The organism is Sporacetigenium mesophilum DSM 16796, assembly GCF_059569055.1.
Genome location: NZ_JCANUR010000006.1, coordinates 44863 through 71730 on the forward strand (window position 1 = coordinate 44863; position 26868 = coordinate 71730).

Genomic DNA, 26868 nt, shown 5'->3' on the forward strand with positions numbered 1-26868 from the left:
GGGGGGTTATATGTTTCCTGATAATAATGAATTGCAAAAGTATCCACTTCAAAGTTTAGTATTCGGACATAGATTAAAACCAGATCAAACAGTATACGAATATATGATAGAGTTTTTACAAGTTATGATATCTAAAAAGACAATAGTTTCAGATCTTGAAACTGATATAGGACAATTTCAAGATTATTTTCCAGTAGATGAAAATGTAAAGAATAGCAAGATTAAATATAACCCTATATCAAGGGTTGGACTTAAACGTTTTATATTTTTTAAAAAAAGTAAACAAGATGGAAAATTCAATGTAGATATAGGAGCTTATAATAGATCTATTGAAATTTTGAGAGATAAATTAGATATAGATTCTAACTATGAGTTTCTAGATGAAGACTACTGTGTAGATATGATTGAAAATTTATTATATGGATTTAGAGCAGTTGTAAAAAATAGATCTTGGTTTGCACAAAGTACCTTACCAATATGCAAAGAGGTCATACTTCCTGAGACCATGGGAGATAAGAGAGAAAGAACATCTATAAAACAGTATGAGGATTCATCAACAAAAGTCGATGGATTATTCCAAACTAACAGATATAACTTTATGTCAAGAGGTGGAGAAGTATACTATTTACATTTATTAAGTGCTATAAATAATAATCCTGAATCTAAAGAAAGTATAGAAATTGGCTTTAATAATTTAATAAATAAATTTCCAAAGCTATCCCTTATTACAAATTTTATTAATGATTCATGGCAAGAAGAAAGTGGATGTTTCTCTAGAGACGATATAACTAAAACACTAGGAACTATACCAGACGGATTTTCAAGAAGAGAAAAATATACACTTGCTGAATTAAGTAATTTTTTAAATACAAATTTACACCCATTTGAAAAGATAGATGTCCTTTCTTACGGAATATTATTGCAAATTATAAGAATGATGCATGAGCAAGCTTGCTTTGCATGTGAAAAACAAGTCCCGTTCTGGTTGGTAGATATAAGAGAAATGAATAAGTCAAATCCAGAAGTAAGAAAACTTGCTATGAACAATTACTCAAAATTTGAACAAGACATATTAGATGCTTTATATAGAAATATAAAAGAATACGAGAATGAAGATGAAAATAAAGTTATAAGTAGTGCAGCTAAAGATACGTATAAATTATTCAGAAGATTGGGAAAGGAAATAGGCGTTATAATACCAGCAACAGGACCAGGAATGAGGTTTACATTGTCTGAAAATATGGTGAAATTTTTAGTTTTATCTTTAATTAAACCTAAAGGGAAACTTACATTAGATACATTTTTAGATAAGTTATATGAACACTATGGAATAGTTATTGATAGTAGACACTATGAAGAGGAAATTAGAAAAAATAGCAATATTTATCTAGAAGATCTATCTATGTTATACAATAATAAAATGGCATTCCAACAAATGCTTAAAGATTGTGGATTTTTAAGAGACCTATCGGACTCCACATCTATAGTAGAGAATCCTTATGATAGGGGGAACAAATATGAATAAATACGTAGAGGAAATACTGTTAGAGATAGAAAAACAAGCTAAAAAAAGCGAAGTTAGTCTAATAAGATTAGAGGGAATTGATACTCCAATAATATATGAGGGTATTTGTAAATATTTAAGTAATAGTAATAAGTATAATTTTATAGCAAAACTATCTATTGAAAAATTAAGAAAGTTTGAAGAAAAGAATTACATAGAATGGGAAAACTCTATAGAATATCTAAAATCTAACAATTTTGTAGATTTTAAGGGAGCTATAACAAATATAAGAAATAGTAGTATAGATTATATAGGAGGTAATCAGAAAACAATAATTCTGTTAATGGGAACAGAATTAGTTTTAGATAAAGGAAGCTTAGCTGACTTTTATTGTATAAATCCAGAAACTATTTTAAAGAAGATAAAAAAAGATTATTCAAGTTGGTTTAGAGAGTTATTTGAGGTCAATGAATTTAAAGAAGAATACTTAAATGGAATACACAATATTTTTAAGACTATATTCAAATATATAAATATAGATTTAATAAGATATAGTAATTTAATAGAAAATCTCGAAAAGAAGAATTATCATACAGAGCAAGAATTATGTGAAGATATATACTATAATCTAGATAAATATTGGGGGATACCTGGAGTAAAAGATTTTGATAAAATTCCTAAAATAAAGTCTCTATCAAAGGGAAGTAAAGATTGTAGTGTTATAACTAAATCTATAAAATTTGTAAATAGATCTGATTATAAAGATATACTGAGTAAGTCAAAATTAAACTCAATAATAGAAAAAATAGACAAGTATGCTGAAGATAAAGCAATAGACCCAGAAGAAAAGTTCCCTTCATATTCTAGTGCTTTCAAAAGTTATGGTGAATTTAAAGAAGTTTTATTAGAATTTGTAAATGGTAAAAACATATCTAAGAATAGAGAAAGACTATTAGATATGGACTTTAATATAATTAATGAGATTTTAAACATAAAAATAACAAAGGAACCAAGAACTAAAAAAAATAAGGCGATTCAATTAATGGGAGAGCCTATTATTGTATACTCAAAAATGATTATGCAGTCAGTAGTAGAGTTTATGTATGACCATAATAAAAGTTATCCTACCAATATAACTATAAATGTAGATGATATCACATTAAGTAATTGTATAAACAATGATGAAAAACATAATGCATGTATAGACATTTGTAGTTTTTTAGGTGGAATTATTAGGTTTTTAACAAAGAATAAGTTATATACAGACGAAGGCGAATTAATAGAAATTAAATACAAAGACAATATAGATGTATTCGATATAAGTAATTATGACATATTAGATGAGTCTGAATTTTTTGCTACTATAAACACTTCGGAAAAACCAAGTAGTAAAATAAAGTATACTATAGAAGCTGAAAATGAATCTGGACATAAAAGTGTACTTGAATTTGTATGGCCATTTAAGTCATATGACTCATGGAAAAATAGCTTCTATATATTAAATAAGTATTCGGAGGAAAATAAATATCCATTATTTGCGATGTGTAAGGATATAAGCGCATATGTAAACTGTGAAAGTGAAGATGAGTTTTTTATAAACTTAGAAAATATTAATCTTAAATTTGAAGAAGTTAAGACTATAGAAAAAATAAAAAAATATTTGCCGGAAGATATTTATGAAAACTTTATGGGTGTTATATATGATTTTAGAAACTTCCAAGACGAAGTAAAAAATAAAGGTTACTATAATACAATAGATAACACATGTATGCAATTGATAACTTCATATGTAGATTTACTAAATAAATGTAAAGATGATTTTGATAAGTTTACATCTGTACAAAAACAATACCTATATTTAATTTTAAATATATTTATGATAACTAAAGATGAAAACTATGGATTTAAAAATGACTATACTGCTCAGACAATAATACCTCCATATCATCCTATAATGTTAGAAAAAATTAAAGATAGAATGAATTTTATAAAAGATGGATATAATGAGGCTTTTAATTCAATTGAAAAACTTGAAAAATTAAATTTAAAGGTTATATTCGATATAATAGACAAGTATTCTCAATTGTCTTCTATTACAAATGGAGTTGAAATACTACAAGGTGAAAATAGAGATTTAATATTAACTAAAAAGGTATATGGATTATATGCATTGTATAAGGACTCAGATGATATAAACTCGATAATATCAGATAATGTAATAGATCATAATGATATATTAGAAGATGAAGAATTAAATGCTAAAGAGTTGCTTAAAATATCTCCTCAATCAAATATAATATTTAAAAATACAATTAATTATATAAAAACATTCCCTTATAAAATTGATGGACTAAATATACTTATAGTTAATCCTTATGACATGCAATATGTAGTTGCAGGTATACACTCCGTAGTAGATAGATTAAGCAAAAGTAATCTATCAATAAATATTAATTTAAAAATAATACTATCTGATAGTAGAAAAAATGGATCAGATTATCTAAGATACTGGTTGGATAATTATTTTAGTGATGATAACAGTATAAATATAAATACGTTTATAAACTATGTTGATTTTAATTCTAAAAAGATTAAAGAAACAATAAATGAATACATCGGTTATGAAGATATAGCGTTTATATACGATATAATGGTTGAAAAAAATATAAGTTTTATACCAGATAACTTAGAATTAGAAGTAGCAGGAAGCTTTAAATTCCCTATGGTTTATATACCTCAACCTATAGCTAAAACACAAAATAAAAGATCTACTATCATATCTCAATTTCAGTTTGATGGAGCTAAGTCTTATACTCAACTTATGCATTTAATAAAAAATACCAACTCTATAAGAGGGGTATATAGAGTATCTAAAGATATAGAGATTACTGAAAACTTTAAAGATATTATAGATATAATACATGAGAATTCAAACTGGATAATATGTGTTGATGAAGGTATGGATAGAAACTTTTTAAATAAAAATGACAGAAAAATAATAGGTTTTTCAACAGGGGAAGGAAACTTTGGAGAACTAAATGTTACTGTATCTGCTCATAATGATAAAGTTGAAGATATAAAAAATAAGCTTAGAAATAGATTAAAAAATAAATTTTCAAGATGGTCTACAAATACGCTTGATGAGGCAGCAGAATTTTGTATAGAAAAATGTGAAAAGTTAGATGGAAGTAGATTACTAGAAGCTTTAAATCCTAATGATTATGAAATTCATAGCTTTTTAGCTTATGTATTAACTCTACAGACATTAGGGTTAGATAAAACAAATAATAATTATTTAGTAAGAACACTTATAAATCTAGATTCGCATAGACATTGGTTTGAAGGAACATTAAATATAGATTCTAATACTAATTCGAGGCCTGACTTATTGTTATTAGAAATAGAAAATAATGAAAATAACATTTGTAATAATTCGCCGATAAGAATTAAGGCAACGGTTATAGAGTGTAAGATGGGCTTTGCAAATGAAACTCACATAGAAAAAGCTAAAAGTCAATTAGCTGTAGGAATAAAAACTCTAGCTAACAATTGGAATCCAAGTAGTGAAAGCTCAGCATGTAGATATTGGTATAACCAATTATATAGATCATTAGTATTTTCTACACTTAATATTGATGATAATTCTCCTAATTATATAAACTTTATAAACAAACTTTACTCAATACTTGAAGGAAATTTTGAAATAGAGTTTAATGGTCAAGTATTTGCATATTGGATAAATGATCAGAAAGATGTAATAGATAAAGAAATAATAGATTTTGAAGAATTAGATAGCATTGATAATATAAATGAACTTAGCATATGTACAGCAGGACAGCTTTATATACAAAAAATGTTAGTTCCAGACAATACTTTAAGTGAAGAAGAAATAAAGTTTTATGATTTAGAAATTGAAGAAGAATCTGAAGATGCTGATGATATGGGTGACGAGATTGAGAAGCATGATGATGAATCAGATGAACTAGAAATAGCTATAAATGTACCAGAGGAAACATCTAAACCAGAAGAAATATTCATACCAGAGGAAACTCCGAAATATGAAGAAGATGAAGATTTAATAGGTAAAGAACCGGCATTAGACATTGTAGCCGAAGAAATTATAGTTCCTGTAGAACCTAGCCAAAAAAATGCTGAGAAGATACAGCTTAATACTTCGGATGTAAGGGTTTTACTTGGGGAAGATCTGAGAACCAAAGAAAAAATTTACTGGGAATTTGGAAATAAACAATTAAATAATAGGCACTTACTAATAAGCGGAAATTCAGGTATGGGTAAAACATACTGCATACAGACATTATTGTATGAGTTAGCAAAACAAGGTATATCGTCTATTATATTCGATTACACTGATGGCTTCACTAGTCAAAAATTAGACCCTTTATTCACGAGCTCATTAGATAATAAAATAGAAGAGCAATATGTAAAAATAGATAAGTTTCCTATAAACCCTTTTAGTCGACATTTTATACAAATAGGTAGTAGAACAACCCCAGAAACAGATATAGATATAGCAACCAGAATTTCATCTGTATTTAAATCTGTATATAAATTTGGAGATCAACAAAAAAGTGTAATTTATGAATCAATAAAAAATGGATTTGCTAAACATAAAGATAACATGAGTTTTGCACATATGATAGATGAGATAAGAAGCATAAATAACCAAACAGCCAATACTGTATTAAGTAAGATAATGCCTTTTATAGATATAGATCCATTTGGAAATGCTACATCATTTTCATGGGGTGACATAGTAGATGAAAAGGGAAAAGTATATATAATACAGTTAACTGGATTTGATAGGCAAATACAGATAATGCTAACAGAATTAATTCTATGGGATATATGGAACTATTGTGTAAAATGTGGAGATGAAAGTAGACCTCTACCAATAGTATTAGATGAAGCTCAAAACTTAGACCATTCAAATAATTCACCGAGTGGAAAGATTCTTACTGAAGGTAGAAAATTTGGACTAGCAGGTATATTTGCAACTCAGTTCTTAAAAGGTGCGTTGAATGATGATGAGATACAAAGATTACAGCAAGCTGGACAAAAGCTATATTTTGGACCACCAGAAAAATCAATCATGGAAATAGCAAAAGACATAGATATAAATCCTCAAGGATCTAAAGAATGGGCAGAAAAGCTTAAGAAAATGAGAAAAGGTGAATGTGTAACCTGTGGAAGTATGAAAAAAGGCGATATACTAAGAAAATATGAGCCTAAAACTATAAAAATAACTAGCTTAGAGGAGAGAATAAATGGATAGAAGTAATGTAAGTTTAAGTTTTCATGCAACCTTTCCACCTAGTATAAGATATATATCAGAAATATTGCAACTAGCATCTACTAATTTTAGAGGAACAAAAGAAGAAATAAGTGAAATAACAGGAATACCTACAGGGGAAGGATCAGGTAAAGTAGTCCCTCACATTAAATATGCTAACTTTATGGGTATAGTAGATTATGCTCATAAAGATAGCAAGTATAGTCTAGAGTTAACAAAGTTAGGAAGAATTATATATATAGAAGATAAATACCTAATGGAAAAATTAACTAAATATTTATTAAACTACTTTTTATGTGAAAAAGAAGATGGGGCTCCTCATTGGGGCTTTATCTTCAACAATTTTAATTATGATTTAGACATTGAATATACTTTGACAACTATAGAAGAAAAAGCTAAAGAGTACTTTGGTAAAAGTTCTAAGATGACAGTTGTAAAAAGCATGTATACAGGCGGATATGGATTTGATGATATTAAGATAATGAGTGAAACTGATAATAAAAATTTAGTATTTAATAGATTGTATATTGATTATGATGCGCTTTATATTTATGCATATACACTATTATATAGTTGGGAAAAATATTTTTCAGATAAAGTTGAATTAACTATAGAAGATATTGTAAATACTCTTAGATGGAATAGTAAGTTTGGATTTGATTATACAACCATATTAAATGTTTTTGATGAACTTCAAAATATAGGAGTATTAAAAATTAATAAACAATTAAATCCTATAACTATAATCAAAACAACAACATCAGAGGATGTACTTAGTAGATTATATGACTTATAGTTATAAATGGAGGCATTACAATGGAAATAAAAAATATTCTTAGCTTTAAAAAAGAAAATATATTTGATGGTGCAGTACAAATAGATTGGTTTTATGATAAGAAACTAAGGGGGGAAGTTGCATCTAGTTATATATTTCATGGACCAAAGTATTTCGGGTTATCATCTAATGATATAAAAAATAATAAACATAAATTAATAGACACTGCTTCTTTTATAAAAAATATATCCGATAAAATATACTTAGATGATAGTACTAGTAGGTTTGTTCTAACTATAGCAGGTTATGGAGCCGGTAAATCTCATTTAGGTGTTACCATATCTTCCCTATTCTCAGGAAGTGATAAACAAACTAGTGAGAACATTTTGGAAAATATAAAAACTGTTGATGAAGATATACATAATAATTTGAAACACACAGCAACTAAACCGAATTTAATTATAACATTAAACGGTATGAACAACTTTAATTTAAATAATGAGATATTAAAAAATGCACAAAAAGCACTAAAACTACATGGACAAGATACTTTGATATTGGAAGAAATATCAACATCATATATAACAGCTGAAAACTTCTTAAACAATATATATAATAGTATGAAAAAAAGATTTATATTTTATGCATCTAAGAGTAAAAAATATAAATTGTACTCTGAAAATGACTTAAAAGATAAACTATTAGAAGATATACGAGAAGATCAAGAAGCTTTTGAAATAGTTGACAATGTATATAATGAAGTAATAGGTAACCATATAAGATGGGATGATGGTATAAGTGCTAGTAATATACTATCTAAGTTAAATGAACATTTTTGTATAAAACATAAAGTTTTCAATAAAATAATTATATTATTTGATGAATTCGGTAGATTTTTAGAATATGCATCTGCATTTCCAAACCAAGCTGGGGATTCAGCTTTACAGCAAATATTTGAGGCTATACAAAATGCAAATAAAAATATATTATTTATAGGATTTATACAATCTGATCTAAGCGCATACTTAAGCAGAGTTGATAACCCTAACATTGTTAGATATGTAGGTAGATATGATGCTAGTGATAAATACTATCTATCATCAAATTTAGAAACTGTACTAGCTAACTTAATAGTAAAAGATGATAAAACAGGTGTATTAGAAGGATTTATAGAAAGAAGATATAAAAATTATCATAACAACCTACACACAAGCCTAAATAGATGGGTAAAGGATATGAATCAAAAAAGTGTGTGGTCTAATAGTAACTTATACAACAAAGTCGTACTTAGAGGATGTTATCCTTTCCATCCATTAACGGTATGGATGCTGTCAAACTTATCTACATGGATGCAACAAAGATCAACATTAAACTTTGCAAGTGATATATTTGATAAGTATAAAAATTATGAAGTATATGATGAAGGATTAACATATATATACCCTACTGAAATAATAAAATCCAATATATTCAATGAGCTATTAAATGCAGAAGAAAAAGGATTACAACAAAGCCAATACTGCATTCTATACAATGAGGTATTAATTAAATATGGTGATAAGCTAGAAGATGACCAAAAGGATATACTTCAGGGAATACTAGTAAGCAATATATGTAAGTTCAAAGTATATGATAAAAATGATTATATTACCTTATTAAAATACTGTACTGGATATGGCGAAGAATATATACAAGAGATATTAAGAGTTTTAGAGGACGACTTAGGTATAATAAGATTTGACGCAGACTCAAAAACATATGACTTTATAGCAGAGGGCAATGGAAAAAATGATTTTATAAATGAATTTAAGAGAAAAAGAAATCAAGTATCTAAAGAAGGCTACTTAGATGTAATCGATGAAAAAATTAAAAAAGAGCTAGATATGGACATCCAGATAGAAACTCCTTTTGGGATGGAAAACAGTATAGTATCTGGAGAGTGGAAATTTAATAAAAGAATAACTCATATAGATAATATAACTAGTTATAGTATAAACAACTTAATTAGAGAACAAAACGAGATAACTGACATAACAGAGCCTAAGGGTATGTTTATCTATGTTTATGCAAACAAAGATTCATATATAAGAGTAAATGAGCTACAAAGACTTATAATAGAAAAAGAAGTATATAAATATCCTATACTGTTTATGTTAGTAAATGATTCAGATGATACTATAAAAAATAGATTAATAGATATAAGAGTGTTAAGAGAAATTGAAGCTACTAAACGGGACAAATATAGTAAATTTATAAATGAGTATCGTATGGAATTTATAAAAAGAGTTGTATCTAAATTTAAACAGTTAGAACAAGAAAAAAGCTTTGTAACGGAAAATGGAATTGAGAGAAAATCAAGAATAGTACAGCTATGTAATAATACTTTCTTAGAAAAATATACAAAAGTAACTCCATTCCCATTTGATGGATTCGATAAATCTACGATAGCTAAACCTACAGGATATCTTGTAGCAATATGTAAAGGATTATTAAATAATACAATAACCAAAAAAGAAGGTTTTTTAAATTTAGCTAAAGATGAACAAAACAGAGCTAAAGCTGTTTTAATGATAGATAGTATGAAGTCTTGGAAGGTAATGGCTTCTGATTATACATTACTAGAGCCTCAACATCCTGTATTATCAGAGATGTATAGGGAAGTTATGGACAATTTAGGAGTTAATAACTTAAAAACCATAGACTCATTATTTAGAAAGTACTTATATCCTCCATATAATATGAATCTTCAATCATTAGTATTATTTATATCATATTTAATAGGATATAATAGCAAGAATATAAGTGTATATGATAAAGATAAAAAAATAAAAATAGGCGACTTTATACAAAGCTATATAGAGAAAAAAACTTTAGATGCAAAAAAAATATTCTCATGTAGTTTAGAATACAAAGAAGGAAGTAAAGAAGAAAAGTTTGTACAACTTGTAGATCAAATAAATAATAACGTATACGTAGAGAAGTGTAGCGACTATGAATTTTTACTTAATAAGTTAGAGCAAGAAGATGAGGTTCCTGAAGAACTTAATACTAAGATTGCTATAGCAAAAATGAGGTTAGAAAAAGGGAAACAAATTAAAGTTAGTATATATAGTGTATTAAGTGATGCAAAACAGGTAGTTGATAATTGTAAGAATAATAAATTTTCGCTATCAAAGCTTGCTAAATCATACAAAAATATGAATATAAGTGAAAATGATAAGTTAGAAATGGAATATCAATATAGTTATGAATATATTAATGAGTGCAAAAGATTATTAGTAGAAATAGATACAATAATAGAAGACAATATAAATAGATTTTTGGCTAGCATAAATTCAAAATCACCAGAGAAATTTTATAAACAGAGTGTTTTGCATAATCAGGAAGTTAAACTATTAAATATTATAGGGAAAAAAGATATAGCAAATAAGCTAGAAAAAAGATTATCCGTTGTAGAGAAAGAAATACAACTAACCCAAAAATATGAAGAACAACTAATTAAATATAAAAGCGACTGTATAATCATACAAGAATCTTTAAGTAATAAGAACTATAAAAAATTAGAGAGAAGTCTAGATTTAATAAATTATTGGATTAAGTTTTTTAACTCTAATACTGATTTAACTGCAGACCTAAGAAATGAAAGTATTGAAAAATTAAATTCATTAAAAATAAAAGTTGGTCAGACTTTAGATTCTATAGAAGGTGAAATAAGGGCAGTCGAGCTAGACGAAAGGCTTTTAGATGATATAGATAGCATAAGGACTCTTAAAAGAAGTATAAGAGTTTTACTTGATAAGGTTAGAGATTCTAAATTTGATGATAAATTTAATAAAAAATTAGATTTATTAGAAGATATAGAGTCAGATTTCAGTTATTTAGAATCAAATGCAAATAATAGAGAATTTGTTACACAAAAATTAGATCAACTTTATGTTAAATATAGCAATACTACTTTAAATAAACTAATAGACAAGAAAAAAGATAGTATAATTAATAATTTAGATCAAATGGAGTCTAGATTTATAGATGGAATTTTAATCAATATAAACTCTAAAATAAATTCATTGAACTATAAAGAATGTATTGAGAATATAAATAAATTATCAAACAGGCCACCCTATATAGGTGAAAAAGCTAAAGATATGAGTAATATAGTTATAAAAAAACTATACGATAGATTAAATAAAAATAAGGTAGAAACAATAGTATCTATGTTTAACGAGTTAGATTCTTCTAGTAAAGCTAATTGTATTGAATTGATAAAAAATCTACTGTAATTTATAATTTAAAGGATTTAGATCTAAATAAATAGATTTAAATCCTTTTTTATTTAAATAACAAAAAATATAATGATATAATTAAATTATAGATATTAAAAGTTAGTAAATACAAAAATAATTATTTTAGGGGTAATATGATGGAAAGAGTAGGAACTACATCATGGTTCATGGATGGAAATAAAGCAATTAAATTATGTGATAAAACCGTATTCAATGAAAGCAGTACAGTTATACCAAAGGATGATGTAAAAAACTTCTTTTGTAATAAAGATTTAAATATAGGAGAATCAATTACAAGGAAAATAATGTTTGATAATGAAATGTGTGAGTTTTATATAATAAATGATGGCAAAAGAACCGATCTTTGTTGGAAGAATACAACAGTTAGTAAATATTTAAAAAGTATCGCAAATCCAATGATTTTTAGTAGAAGCGATAAATCTGGTATAAATATAAATGACTATATTCAGATGTGTTTTATAAAAAATGAAGAAGATGATACTATTGGGCTAGAAATAATTAATAAAAATACACAAAGACAAAACCAAGAAGAATTAATATTTAGGAAATCAGTAGATTTATCGGTTTTCAACTACGGAATAACAATACCTAAAGAGTATAGATATAAATTTATAAGTTATACAAAGGATAAAAAATTAGATAGAGGTACATCACAGCAAATAAAGTTAATATTTGATGACTATGAGGCGGAATGTAAACTAAGTAATGTTAACATAAAAGATAGATCAGGCGATACAGTACAAATTAGATATGATTCTAATAAAGAATTAAAAGACCATTTAGCTGATAAGTTTAGACATACAAAAGGGAAGTTAGATGAAGATGGAAAAATAGAAGGGGTAGAATATATGGAGTTTTATCCAACAGATAAAGAAAACGAGTACTATGTTAAATTACAAATGATAAAAAATGAGCTTGAAATTAGTTCAGTTATATCAAATATCAAAACCTACATACAAAATCAAGGATATACTTATTCATTAAACGACATATCAAATTTATACCTTTCACTAAAAACAAAACCATTTGTAATACTAGCGGGAATAAGTGGAACGGGTAAATCAAAGATAGTTAGATTATTTAGTGAGGCAATAGGAGCTTATACAGATAACAATAGATTTAATATGATAAGTGTAAGACCAGACTGGAATGATAGTACAGATTTAATAGGGTACAAGAACTTAGAAGATAAGTTTATAGAAGGTAGTTTGACTAAGATAATAAAAATGGCAAATGAAAATAAGGACAAGCCGTATTTTATATGTTTAGACGAGATGAACTTAGCAAGGGTTGAATATTACCTTAGTGACTACCTAAGTGTTATAGAAAGCAGAAAAAAAGTAGGAGATGAAATAAGTACAGACAAAATAATAAATGATCTTCATATACCACATAACCTATATGTAATTGGAACTGTAAATATGGATGATAGTACATTCCAATTTAGTAGAAAGGTATTAGATAGAGCAAATACAATAGAGTTTTCTGACGTTGACTTATCTAATTTATTTGGTGAAGTAGAAGATGAAGAAATAGATTCTATTGATTTAGATAATAGCTTTTTAAAAACAACATATCTAAAAACTACAGATATAGAAGAAGAGCATAGAGATTATGCAAAGGTGGTAAATGAGAAAATAATAGATTTAAATAATATTCTTAAAAAATCTCAAAAGCAATTTGCTTATAGGGTAAGAGATGAGATCTTATTTTATATGATAGAAAACAAAAAAGCTAATTTATTAAGTGAAGATGTAGCATTTGATTATCAAATTATGCAAAAGATACTTCCAGCTATAAATGGTAGTGAAGGAAGTGTGAGAGAAGTGTTAATAGATTTATTTAACTTTGTTTGTGATAGTTACATAATAAATAGCGATATGGATTATATAGAAAAAGCAGAAAGCTATTTAAGTGATAATGATAATATAAAATACAAAAAATCTGCAAACAAAATATTATATATGTTAAAAGGATATACAAACGATGGTTATGTTAGCTACTGGTACTAAAACAATACTTCAAATAGATACTGATGATTTTTCTATATACATATCAGGAAATACAGAAAACAAAAAGTTCAAAGCTATAAACTCTAATTTAAACATAAGTGCTCATTTAAGTGTTATATCAAATATATACAATCCTAATATAAAAACTATAGATGATAGTCATCGGTTAATAGAAAACAACACCGCATATATGAGACCTAGTTTTTTTGAAGATGGTATATACAATATATATTTAGAAAATAGAACTAATGAAATATTTGAGATTTATCACAGTGACAAAGAAATAAGAGAAAGTATGGTTTTATACGGGAAAAACATAATAGGAAATGTTAAGTTTAACGGAGATATAGGTTACTGTGAGTTTAAGATAAAAAAAGAAAACAAAGAAGTAATGAGTTTTGTTATAGAAGTTTTTCCATCAAAGTTAGATTACATAAAAGACTATAAAGAAATATTGAGAGAAGTTAATGAAGAAGTTACCTCACTGGTGTTTGATTTTTTAGGAAAGACTTTTAGAAGTGTGGATTTTAAGGAAACTAAAAATCAGACTAATGTAGAGTTTATATCAATATTAAGTAATATATATGAAAAATTGGAAAGAGCTATAAAGAGAATTGAAAAGCAGCCTAAACATGGTGTTCTTAATAATTACTATATAAAGGACAAAGATAAATGCAAAAGAGTATCTACTAAGGAAACTATAAAGCATTTGAGAAAAAATCCAAGTTCATCTCAAGCTATTGAAGTTAAGAAGATAACTACTTTGGATATATATGAAAATCAATATGTAAAGTATATGCTAAAGAATATAATTAAGAGAATTAATGAAGTAAAAAAAGATATATCAAAAAACTATAAATCTGAAGATAACTATTATAAAAAATTAGATAACTTTGAATCTAGGTTGTACAATCATTTAAATACTTTCTTTAGAGATATATCTGATATAAATAATAATAAATCTATGACTTTGGTATTTAAAATGGCCAGTGGATACAAGGAAGTTTATTTTTATTATACTTTACTTCAAAAAGGTCTTGATATATATGAAGGACTATATAATATTACTCCTAAGAAGCTTTGGAATTTGTATGAGATATGGTGCTATATTAAGTTACACAGTATTTTAAAGGAATTAGGTTATAACACTTATACATCGTCTATTATACAAACAACTTCAAATGGAATAACTTTATCTTTAATGCAAAACAAACAAGCTAAGGGGATTTATGAAAATAAAGATGGGAAGAAAATAGAGCTTTGGTACAATAAGTCTTATTCTAATCCAACTACTAATCAAAGACCAGATACTGTACTTTGTTTAAGAGATAATTCTAAAAAAGATAGGGTTTATATATTTGATGCTAAATATAGATTACATATAGATAATGATAATGTAATTGGACCTATGGAAGAAGATATAAATGTTATGCATAGATATAGAGATGCAATAGTTAGTGATATGAAAGACAGTATGCAGTTTAGGTACAATACATTTGGAGCTTATGTTATGTTTCCTTATTCTGATGAAGCAAAGTTTAAAGATCATAAGTTTTATAAAAGTATAGATAAGGTAAATATAGGTGCATTTCCTATGCTTCCAGGAAGTACATCTCTTATTAAAAAGCATTTATGTGAAATATTAGATCTATCATATATAGAAGCAAAAAACGCAAATCCTATATTTGATGAAAGTGAAGATTATTATAAATTCAAAAATGAAAATGTAATGATAGTAAATGCAAAGGATATGAATCATCTTGAAATATACAAAAACAATAGATTTTATCATATTCCAACGTCTACACTATCAAAAATTCGAGTAGGAATAGAGTATTTGGCGTTTTATCAATCTAAAAAATCTTTTGGTGATTATAGCGGTATATATTATTATGCTAAGATAAAAGATTATTATAAGTACAAAAGAAAAGAATGCAGAGAATTACCTTGTGATAAAAATAAGGAAGACAAAGACTATTATAGATTTGAAACGGACGAGTGGCAAGTAGTAGGACCTATAGCTCCTGTTGAATATGGTACAAGGAATGTAAGTTATACTACTATGTATCTATTAAATAATGCAGACACAATGCATGAGCTAAAGCTTAAAAACAGGCTAGAGATAAATGTATATAAGATACTTAGAGAATCAAGTAAAAGAAAAGGACTATCTTTAATAAAAGAAGATAGTAAGTTTAAAATAGGAAGTGATTTTGTGCAAGTAAGTGATAAAAGCAATATTAGATTTAATAATGAGATTATATACCTAGATGAATTAAGAAAGATTATATAGATTTCATCCCAGGGTGAGTCTTTTGTTTTATAGGTAAAGATAGTTGGAAACAAATTAGAAATACATTGAAAGGATAATAGCTATTATATAATAAAGATATAGGCAAGTTATAATCAAACCAATGAAACCACCTATAATTCATTTTACAAATTCTTTTTTAGTAAATTCGATATCAAAACTATTAATCATAAAATCACCTCTTTGTATAAATTATATAACTATGAAAAATTTTCTAAACTGCTTTTAATAAAAAAATATTAATCTTTATATTAGAAGATTATGTATATTCTAATATAAAGATTAATATTTAATAGAATATGTTAAAAGAACTATATGGAATGGGAATAGGATGAAAATCATGTGGACTTGAAAAAAAGAGTTACAGAGTTTTTAATAGAAGAATTTACACAACGCATGTTGTCTGACTTTGTATCGAAGATGCACTAATGCTATAACTAGTATATTCTAATTGTAGAGTAAAGTTAGAGTATAAAAAAACTAACAATTTTTAGGTGATAACAAGAAAATCAATGTAATGTTTATTTTTATATAGAGTAAATCTACTTGAATAATTTACCAAACTAAGTATAATATTAATGTAAATTAAATATCATAAGATAAATCAACTTAGGGGGAAACATGATTAAAGAAACTGAAATAAAACAAATTACAGAAAATATACAATATAAATTTAATAACCTATTGGAAGAAAGTTTAAATAGAATAGAAGAAAGTTTATGCCCTACTTTGTATATTTACAATAAAAATAACAAACAAAGTTTTCCAAAAAAGCTAAAGTACATTAAACAAGTTGATACAAATATAAGTAACACAAAATTACTTGAAATCAAGGATTTCCTATTATACTTTGAAGAAGTAAATTCTGATATAGGCGACTTCTATATTATAGTATCAATAGAAAACAAAAATATTAAAAATTACGCAGTACTAGAGTGTATAAGTAGCATAATAAAATACATTATTAAACAAAGTAAAAGATACATAGAACTAGATATTAAGGGGTTGCTAGAAGACATAGAAAATAGAGAAAGATGCAAGGAAATATTAAAGAATTTATATAACCATGATTTTACAAAATATATATCTTACTGTAAGGACATTACAAATCATGAAAAGTATTATAAAGATTATATACAAAATAAATATATAGAACTATATACATATATGATAACTGGAAAAGATGAAAAAAGCAAAATCATCGACCATCTTAATTATATTGCATCGACTCCATACGAAAGTAAATACATTAAGAATGGTAAGTTAGCTATATTTAGAAGTGGCAATTCTATAAATAACTACATAAATGACGTTGAAGATCTAGTTATAGAATTTCCTAAAGAATTAAGAGTAGAAATAAAGGACTACAAAGCAGTTAGGAAAATTATAGAAATGTCCGATGAAAATTTAGTTATAGTTAGTGATGGAGTATATATTTACGGAATAGCGTTTTTAACTGAGGAAATTGAGAAAATTGCTACTATTGTTAGATTTAACGGATATTCTTCAATTTCTATAAATACAGGTGGAAAAAACATAAAATTCAAGTACGGAAATATAATTAATACATCTAAAGTTAAGGAAAATTCAACAGATAAAGCAATTGAATCAATTGAAAAATTGTTCACAAACTTAACCGACGAACAAAAGAAAAAGCTAACAAATGTTATTGAAAAAATAAAGCAACAAGAGAAAGGCTCTATGCTTATAGTTTCAAATAATGCAGTAAAAGAAGCAGATAGATTGAAATACCAATCTACATTAATTAAACCGAAGGAAATATCAGAAGATATAATAAAGAGTATTTCAAAAATTGATGGAAGTATTATTATAGATGAAAATACAACCTGTCACGCAATTGGAGTAATTATTGATGGAGTTGCCTGCGAGATAGGAGACAAAAGTAGGGGAGCAAGATTTAACTCTGCAATAAAGTATATAGATAAACGACAGGATGAAGCTGTAGCGATAGTTGTTTCTGAAGATAAGATGATTGATATTATAGATAAGGAAAGAATAAGTAAATTAAAAGAAGAAAGTAAAAACAGAAATTTAGATAATGATAAAATAGGGAAAGTCGATGAGTTAGAAATATTAAATGATGAGTTACAATATTCGAAAACAATAACGGAAAATGATTTAGATGAAGATATATCTATTTTAATGTCTTCATATGGTGAAGGGATAGATGTTTCGCTAGTTGGAGCTTTATACTTCAAACTACAGTTGCCTAAAAAATATACTAAGTATCTAAAAAAATCAACTGATTTGCTAGAAAAACAAATCAAGAGCGAAGGTGAGGATGGAAATTATTTTTATTATATAGGTATAAACTATATGTATCTAAATAAATTCGAAAAATCAATAGATAACATACAAAAAGCTATAGATTTAGATAAGAATAACGAAATGTATAAATATCAGCTAGGAATGGTTTATATGAAAAAAGAAGAGTATGAGCTAGCCATTAAATATCTAGAAGAAGCAACAGATATAGCTAGAAAAAATAAAGATACATTGCAACTATCAACATTTTTATACAATTTAGGAGTAGCTTATTACAAAAGTGACAAAAGTGAAAAGTCTAAAAAATGCCTAGTAGAATCTATAGATTTAGATAAAAATAAATCTATTAGTTATTATTATTTAGGACATGTTAATAGAAATCTTGGATATTATGAAGATGCAAAGAATAATTATTTAGATGCCATTGAGCTGAACTCAAGCAAAAGCAACTATTACCATTGTTTAGGTAATGCTTATTATGAAAATGGAGAATTTCAAGAGGCTATTCCATACTATGAAAAGGCCCATATGATGAATCCAGATGAAATTCTGACTCATATCCAGTTGCGTGATATTTATATATGTCACAAGAATGATCTAATAAATGGAGCAAGACATTTAAGAGAGATGGTAAGGCTTGAACCAGAGAATCTTGGATACTTAGATCAATTAGGTAATATATGTATTGAGATAGGACACTACCAAAATGAGTATTACGAGATAGCGAAAACGTGCTATATAAAGGCTACAAAATTAGATTCTAGTTTGGGGTATTTGTTTAATAACTTGGGAATCGCATATAATCGCACATTTAAATTTAAGGAAGCAATTAAAAATTTTGAAGAAGCAATGCGTTTAGAACCGAGAAATCCACAATTTTGTTATAATATTTCTAGTGTTTATTGGGATCAATATATTTTTAATTCTATTCGGAAGAAGTCTAAAGGTACGAAGCGGTATTTGATTAAGACTAAGGAATATGTAGAGAGAGCGATTGACTTTGCGGAGGAAGGCAGTGAACTTTATTTAGATTGCAAGAGGCGTTTATCTCAGATTGAGGAGTAATAAAAATAGAATATATATTAAAGAGTGAAAATAATTATATTATATTCGCTTTTGTGCACACAAAATGATAAAAATAATGGACAAAGCTGTAAATGCTATAGAGTATTATAGTGCTAGAATTAATTAAAGATATATAATAAAAAATTGATGATAATGTAGACAAGTTAAAAAGACTAGCACTAATATTTACAACTACAGTATTGGGTATTGTAGTAATAGTATATAGTTCTTCAGGGAAACAAGACAGGACAAGTAGTTGAAGGGATTATTATAGTAAACCAAGAAGTTATTTAGTTTCATAGATAAGCACCTGAGGGCCAGTATCATCAACCTAAGTATTTTCAAAAGCTTCAATTAATCGGTTGAGATTATTTCAAATTAAGTGATTTGATATATGTAAAATAATACTTAATATGTTAAAACAGAAAATTATGAGCAAGGCAAGTCACGAGTTACCCTCCAAAAACCCACTACAATGGAGGCATTTATGAATTTCTTCATGTGAAGGTACGATTAGAATTACTTAGTGTTCAAAGTTAGATATGAAAGTAATTGAAAGAATGTTTAATAATTTAAAAATTCAGGAATTATCTGGTCTTGTACATGTAGACATGTAATTTAGATAGAGAAGGAAATAACAAGATTTAGAAACCTAAATATAATCGAGGATATGATTCTTGAAAATTGCCTCCAATATTCAAATCTACGAAAACATTAATTTTATATCTGCATTAAGGGGGAATTCTTATGAGCTTAGATAGATATTTTTCATTAGATTATTTAGTTCGAATGGGATATTTTGATTTTAAACCTTCAAAGGGGTCTGGAAATAGTAAAAATAATTATTTTATGAGTAACACTTTTTATAAGAAGGTTTTTAATTGTAATTCTGTCAGCAATAAAATTAACGATATATTATACGATGTAAAGTTTAACGCTTTCATAGATACCATTCCTATAGAGTTTACTATTTATAAAAGTGATGAATCTAGGCGTATTTATAAAATGCCAAATATGTACTCTTATATATCTTTAGCTAAACATTTAGAAACTGAAAAAAAAGAATATATAAAAATTATAGAATCCAGTGATAAATCTTTATCTAAATATTTTTATGATAAAGATTTTTTTGAGAATAAGAAATTACGTGAGAGAAATCGATTTGGCATGAAATATATATTTGAGACAGATATTCAAGAATTTTATCCTAGTTTATATACTCATTCCATACCATGGGTTATTGTGGGAAAAGAAATAGCTAAAAGCAGCAAAGATGATAAAAATATATTTTTTAATAAGCTAGATTCACTAATTCAAAAATGTCAATATGGAGAAACTTATGGAATTCCTATGGGTACTTTTGCATCTAGACTAATTTCAGAAATATATATGTGTAAAATAGATGATGAACTTAAAAAATATAGGTATTTAAGATATGTTGATGATTTTGAGTTAGCATATAATAATGAAAAACAAAGAGAAGAGTTTTATAATTATTTATTAAATAAATTAAAAGAATTACATCTTAAAATAAAAGTAGAAAAAAATAAAATTTATTCTTTTCCCTTTAAATTACAAGAAAATAATGTAGATTTAAAGAATTTCTTTAATGAAGAAAAACTAAATTTAAAGGATGACGATTATCAAATAAAAAAAGTACATGCTTTTATCAACTTAAGTTTAGAAAAAGAGCAAGTTGGCGTTCCTGGAGCTTTGAAACTGATGTTCCTGATATTAAATGCAAGTATAAAAGATAAAAAAATAAAACCAACGACTATATGTAAAACCATTATAGAAAGGTTATTAAATTTAGTACTAATGAGACCTATCCTAGGGGGATATTTTTTAGATTTAATAGAGTATGCAAAGAATGAAAAAACGATAAGGTATTTAAATGAAGTAATAGAAAGAAATCTAGAATCATTCAAAGAAAATATATATAGGTACATAGATTTAAATTATGGAGAAGAGATGTTAACTATATTATGTATATTCTATAAATTAGATATATATTTACTTGATGAAGAGATATTATGTAAAGTTATTGAGAATATGGATGATTTTAACTCGATAATAGCTATAGAACTCTGTGAGAAAATAAACCATATTAATTGGGAACGATTATTTAATACTTTAGAATTGAAACTAAAAAAATCTGATTCGTGGCAGTCTGAGTTTTGGTTACTTAAATATGAATTATTTTACAAGGTGAAAAATAAAAAGAGCAGTTCATTTACTAAAGAATATAAAAACTATTTGTATAAATTATATGATAATGGAATTACTAAAAGTGAGTTTTTCAATGAAACAAATTTAAGAAAATTAGAAAGTAATATTATACTTGAAGTTCAAAATAAAAATACTAAAAATAATGATATTAGAAAATTTTATATGAATATGTTACAAGCGAATGTTAGTTTTTTAAACTGCAATAGTAAAAATGTAAATTATAACTTTGATAAGCTAATTTTACAAACTAATAATTAAAAAGATATAGAAGATGATATAAATCATATAAATTTTATATATTTTGTAATTTACATAAATAATCAATATCTTTTTTTGATTTAAATTTATTTAGGAGAATACATAATGAATAAATATAAGATTGAAGTACCGCTAATTTATAATAAGAGATCAAAATTAGACAAATATGATTTTCAAAATAATATAGACATTAAACTTAAATCTAGTATAGAGTGGAACCTTACATTTTAAGTTAAGCAAAGGAGATTTTAAGAGTTCGAAATCTGTTATAGTGTCTATATCTGCTTTAAAAAATAATGAGATATTATTAATATTTGATTCAATTATGCAGATTCAAGAGAATGGGCAATAGGTATTTATGGTAATAAATGGAATAAAATCGGTTGGTATTGATACAGAGAACCGTATCATAAGTAATGGGGCTAAGTTTGAATAGATAAAAAAACATATCTAAAAAAGATATGTTTTTTTTGTTTAATGTATTAAATTGTATATATTTGGAATAGGACATATATTTTGATATAATAGTGATTAGTATTTACAAAAAGGAGGGGAATAGAATGAGTTCAACACAAGATAAATTTGAATTCAGAGATTATGGATATACTATTATATCTAGGTTTGAAAAATTTTTAAGGGAGTATTGTAAGACTATAATTAACATGAATTTTGGAGATTACACAGAATGTATACCTAAAGGTGTATTAGAATCGTCTCAAAAAAGAAATGAAGAAATATCAGATTTAAGTGAAATTCTCGAAAGTATAGACTTTATACATTTAAAGGAAATTATAGTATATAAAAATAATTACAGTATATTTTTTGACAGGGAAAGATTAGCACAAAAAGATTTTATATATTTAATGGAGAGTTTATATGAACTAAGATGTAAGATAGCTCATATAAGAGGATACTTTTCTAAACTAGACTTAACGGCTTTAATCGAGGAAAGTAAAAAAATAGCAATCAATATGAAATTCGAATACAAGAAATATATTGAATTTATAGATTTGATAGAGAGAAACCCAGAAGAGTTAATCATGAAAACACCAGTTGAATTTGTGCATTATATGAAAGAAGATATAAAAATACTGAATAATCTACCGATAGCAGACTATGAGTATGAGGGTGGATTTGTAGGTAGGGAAGAAGACAAAAGTAAAATAATAAAAATGTTACAAAATGGGACACATAGAGTAGTCACTATATCTGGCGCTGGTGGTGTAGGAAAATCGGCATTAGCTGTTAGTATAGTTAGAGAAATAATAGATAGAGACTTGATAAAGTATGATAGTGTAATTTGGGTAAGTGCAAAAGAAAATAAACTTACATACTTAGGTATAGAAGATATAGAGCCTACTTTAAAGAACTATGAAGAACTACTAGATACTATACTAAATGTTATGGAATTTGATAACAGTAAATATCAAAGTATAGCTGAGAAGGAAGAAGACATAAACACTTTATTTGACTGTTGTGATAAGGTATTAATAGTGATAGATAATTTAGAAACTATAACTGATGAAAGAATAATAAACTTTATATTAGATTCACATAGAAATACTACTATACTGATAACAAGTAGAAAGGGTTTAGGGCAAGTAGAACGAAGATATGAATTAAAAGAGTTAAAAGAAAAAGAAGCAATTCATCTTTTCAGAAGAATATCAGAAGATAAAAATATTAGGGGGCTCAGATCACTAGATAATGATACAATTAAAAAATATGTAAATAAGGTATATTGCTATCCGTTAGCTATAAAATGGGTATTAGGTCAGGTAGCTATTGGAAAAGATATAAACGGTATAATAGACAATATAAACGAGAGCACTAGTGATATATCTATGTTCTGTTTTGAGCAGATATATAAAGGTCTTACTGAGGAAGCTAAACTTATACTGTGCACATTAAGTTTCTTTGAAGATTCGGTAGCAAAAGGAATAATAAAATATATTTGTAATATAGATGAAGTTATATTTGAAGATTCGATAAGTGACCTAGTATTGTTATCGTTAATTATACCAGAACAAAAATTGAACAAAGAAAATAGAGAAATAAATACAGCATATTCATTATTACCTCTTACAAGAGGATATGTTAGAGTTCAATTAGATTTAGATACGAATCTTAAAAGAGTAATACAAGAGAGAGTAATGACAGTAGAAAATACTATGGAAGAAGCGATTAGAGCTACTAAACAATATAGATTTAGTTTATCAAACTTAGGAGCGACTACTGAGGAGGAAAAAGTTGCAGCTATGTTAGCCCAGACTGCATATCAAAAGTACCAAGGCGGAAATTATCTAGAAGCAGTAGAAGATTTTAAGAAGGCAGTTGATATAGCTCCAAGATTTTCATCAATTTATAGAAATTGGGCAATTGTAGAATCTAGCGAAGAACATTGGGTTGAAGCTGATAATTTAATGAGTAAAGCATCTAATTTGAGTGAAAAAGATACTCAAATATGGTTAGTATGGGGGAATATAAAAAGAAAAAATAATAAGATAAAAGAAGCATATCAGTATTATAAGAAGGCATATGAATTATCACCTAACGACAATATTGTATTAAACTCTTTAGGTCAAGCATTAACTAGACTAGGAGAGTACAAAGAAGCTCATGAAGTTTATTTAAAAGCATTAAATTGCCAAGATTATCAAATACAGACTAAACATATGATAATAAATAAAACTTGTATCGCAGAGAATTTGAAAAGGTGGTCTGAGAGCTTTATAGACGATAGAAATTTTAAAGAAGCTGAAAACAAACTAAAATTAGCTCTTGAAAATATGGAAAGTGTATTAGAATTAGACAATCAAGACCCTAAGAGTTGTATTCTATATAAAGATATACTTCTAAATCTAGGATTTTTATATAAAAGGGATAAAAATTACGAATTGTCCTTAAAATACTTTAATGATATACGAACTACACACTCCAAAAAATATAAGGAATATGAAATGGTACTAAAAGCATCTCTTGAAATAATAGGAATATACTTAAAAACCAATAATATAGAAGAAGCTAGATTGATTATGAATAAAGATTTAGAAAGAATTACAAAGTTCATAAAAAATTCAAATCTAATAGAGAGATACGAATCTTATTATTTATTGCTAAATAATAAAGAAAATAGAATATCAGGAAAAATAATAAGATGGGATGCTTTTAGAAAGTTTGCGATTATAAAAAATAATAATTGCAATGGAGAGACATTTTTTGCTCATGTATCAAATTTTAGAAGCTTTATTCATGTGCTAGAAGATGATATTAGTAATAGAGATGTATCTTTTATACCAACAAAAGATGGAACTAAATTATCAGCAATAGATATAATACTAGAAGCGCATCAAAATTAAGTTAAAAACAAATTAGATAAGTTGAAAATACTTCACTTAGTTTAGTTTATCTTGAAATAATAAGAAAGATACAATTTTAATAAATATTAAAAAACAATACTTAGGATTAGTAAAATGATTGAGAAAGAAAAAAGAAACCGTAGTAAAAAAATTTTAAATATATATTATAGTTATGAGAAGGCTAGATGAGGTGAAACTACTTCATCTGGCTTGTTTTATTTTCCATATAGTTACAAATGTTGGTAGAAAAATACAATAGCATAGATGTCTATAAAAATTAAGGAAATTTATATATAGGTATCAGTGAACATGTAAAAGTTTTTCATTAAAAACTAGAAATGAAAAACTTAAAAAATCTGACGCTATAGATTTAAAAGATAATTGCTCCATTGAAGAGCTAGCTAATGAATATTGTAAGTTTAATGCTATTGATAAAAATAAAAGGTTAGAAAAATAGAAATTTTAAATGGGCACTAGTATATAGTGTTAGATGCATTTCATGTACAACATTATATTTTGGTACCGTTTTTTAAAAAAATAGTACAACTTTTAAAGATATGTATTGTTATTTTTTAAATAGTATTTCCAATAGGTTTAGAGTGAATCTATGTGTAATGTGCTCTATGGACTATATTTTTAAAATATCATTATGCGTGGCTATCTGCTATTGTAATATACTCTATTCATATATATTACATACATAAGCTTATAAAATTAGTCAATATTAGTATTTGTGAATGTTTCAACTTTAAGAAAAGTACAGTAAGTAGTGTTGTTAGCACTAAATTTAGTGCCAGGTTTATACTTCGCATAGGTTAACTCAAATTCTAACTAAAAAGAGCCCCTAGTTTAAGGGATATTTTTTATTTCTCATATATTATAGCAGCTACTTTAGATGCGCCTATGCATTTAGCTATTGTGATTCTGTGATTACCATCCCCAGACTCTTTTATATAGTAACTATTCTCTATTTTCACAAGAGTTGGAAAATCATACTGTTTTGGATCTATTAACTTATTATGAAAACTAATCTTATTTTTACTATATGATTCATATGTCGTAAGCTTATTAACATATTTATCCATATATTCATACCAATTAGTTGCATCACCTGCATGCCTCAATGTACCCTTTATATCATTTATATCTATTATTTGAGGATTTAAATTGCTTTGCTTCGCATCTATAAAGTTTCCGTTAGGCTTTTCAAAAGGTAAATTTCTTATATGTTCAATATCGATTGGACTTAGTTCTAAGTACTTTATTTTATTTAGTAATCTCTCATCATCAGACAAAACCTCTGATTTAAATTCTTCTCCAAATAAACTTATTAAACTCATGATATATCCTCCATATAACGTAGTATTTACATTATACAACTTAATTGCATAAATTGTATATATCGGTGTTATTTAAAGAATATCAGATTAATAAGATTTATTTTTATTTGTAAT

The 26868-nt window shown here is 26.3% G+C and carries 11 protein-coding genes; 10 read left to right on the plus strand and 1 reads right to left on the minus strand.

The features are described from left to right. Positions 1-10 precede the first annotated feature (10 nt). From BS62_RS06930 to BS62_RS06975, 10 genes are all read left to right on the plus strand, one after another. Positions 11-1525: a methylation-associated defense system protein MAD7 family protein gene (locus tag BS62_RS06930; protein WP_496490530.1), complete on the plus strand. Its 1515-nt coding sequence runs from the start codon at positions 11-13 to the stop codon at positions 1523-1525. Next, positions 1518-6797 (plus strand): ATP-binding protein, encoded by a 5280-nt coding sequence (locus BS62_RS06935; protein WP_496490531.1) that lies wholly within the window; start codon positions 1518-1520, stop codon positions 6795-6797. The genes BS62_RS06930 and BS62_RS06935 overlap by 8 nt, the downstream gene beginning before the upstream one ends. Beyond that, the gene (locus BS62_RS06940; protein WP_496490532.1) at positions 6790-7611 is read left to right on the plus strand and encodes a DUF4007 family protein; all 822 of its coding nucleotides are present in this window, start codon (positions 6790-6792) and stop codon (positions 7609-7611) included. Before BS62_RS06935 ends, BS62_RS06940 begins: the two co-directional genes overlap by 8 nt. A gap of 20 nt (positions 7612-7631) precedes the next feature. Then, positions 7632-11870, plus strand: coding sequence for a hypothetical protein (locus BS62_RS06945; RefSeq protein WP_496490533.1), 4239 nt, complete (start codon positions 7632-7634; stop codon positions 11868-11870). A 140-nt stretch (positions 11871-12010) separates the two neighbouring features. Next, complete coding sequence (locus tag BS62_RS06950) at positions 12011-13906, plus strand: McrB family protein (protein ID WP_496490534.1); 1896 nt, start codon at positions 12011-12013, stop codon at positions 13904-13906. Next, positions 13881-16199 (plus strand): DUF2357 domain-containing protein, encoded by a 2319-nt coding sequence (locus tag BS62_RS06955; protein ID WP_496490535.1) that lies wholly within the window; start codon positions 13881-13883, stop codon positions 16197-16199. Before BS62_RS06950 ends, BS62_RS06955 begins: the two co-directional genes overlap by 26 nt. A 639-nt stretch (positions 16200-16838) precedes the next feature. Further along, a complete protein-coding gene (locus tag BS62_RS06960) occupies positions 16839-19568 on the plus strand; it encodes a tetratricopeptide repeat protein (RefSeq protein WP_496490536.1) in 2730 nt (909 codons plus the stop codon). 747 nt (positions 19569-20315) lie between these two features. Further along, complete coding sequence (locus BS62_RS06965) at positions 20316-22055, plus strand: RNA-directed DNA polymerase (protein ID WP_496490537.1); 1740 nt, start codon at positions 20316-20318, stop codon at positions 22053-22055. A gap of 105 nt (positions 22056-22160) precedes the next feature. Next, positions 22161-22286: a hypothetical protein gene (locus tag BS62_RS06970; RefSeq protein ID WP_496490538.1), complete on the plus strand. Its 126-nt coding sequence runs from the start codon at positions 22161-22163 to the stop codon at positions 22284-22286. A 329-nt stretch (positions 22287-22615) separates the two neighbouring features. Then, the gene (locus tag BS62_RS06975; RefSeq protein WP_496490539.1) at positions 22616-25414 is read left to right on the plus strand and encodes a tetratricopeptide repeat protein; all 2799 of its coding nucleotides are present in this window, start codon (positions 22616-22618) and stop codon (positions 25412-25414) included. A gap of 863 nt (positions 25415-26277) precedes the next feature. Here BS62_RS06975 and BS62_RS06980 read toward each other — a convergent pair. Then, positions 26278-26754, minus strand: coding sequence for a hypothetical protein (locus tag BS62_RS06980; protein ID WP_496490540.1), 477 nt, complete (start codon positions 26752-26754; stop codon positions 26278-26280). Positions 26755-26868 lie beyond the last annotated feature (114 nt).

Excerpts from the sequence above, each read along its gene's own strand:
- BS62_RS06940 (WP_496490532.1), top strand. The coding sequence starts at position 6,790 with ATGGATAGAAGTAATGTAAGTTTAAGTTTTCATGCAACCTTTCCACCT.
- BS62_RS06950 (WP_496490534.1), top strand. The coding sequence starts at position 12,011 with ATGGAAAGAGTAGGAACTACATCATGGTTCATGGATGGAAATAAAGCA.
- BS62_RS06955 (WP_496490535.1), top strand. The coding sequence starts at position 13,881 with ATGGTTATGTTAGCTACTGGTACTAAAACAATACTTCAAATAGATACT.
- BS62_RS06975 (WP_496490539.1), top strand. The coding sequence starts at position 22,616 with ATGAGTTCAACACAAGATAAATTTGAATTCAGAGATTATGGATATACT.
- BS62_RS06945 (WP_496490533.1), top strand. The coding sequence starts at position 7,632 with ATGGAAATAAAAAATATTCTTAGCTTTAAAAAAGAAAATATATTTGAT.
- BS62_RS06930 (WP_496490530.1), top strand. The coding sequence starts at position 11 with ATGTTTCCTGATAATAATGAATTGCAAAAGTATCCACTTCAAAGTTTA.
- BS62_RS06980 (WP_496490540.1), bottom strand. The coding sequence starts at position 26,754 with ATGAGTTTAATAAGTTTATTTGGAGAAGAATTTAAATCAGAGGTTTTG.
- BS62_RS06965 (WP_496490537.1), top strand. The coding sequence starts at position 20,316 with ATGAGCTTAGATAGATATTTTTCATTAGATTATTTAGTTCGAATGGGA.
- BS62_RS06935 (WP_496490531.1), top strand. The coding sequence starts at position 1,518 with ATGAATAAATACGTAGAGGAAATACTGTTAGAGATAGAAAAACAAGCT.
- BS62_RS06970 (WP_496490538.1), top strand. The coding sequence starts at position 22,161 with ATGAATAAATATAAGATTGAAGTACCGCTAATTTATAATAAGAGATCA.
- BS62_RS06960 (WP_496490536.1), top strand. The coding sequence starts at position 16,839 with ATGATTAAAGAAACTGAAATAAAACAAATTACAGAAAATATACAATAT.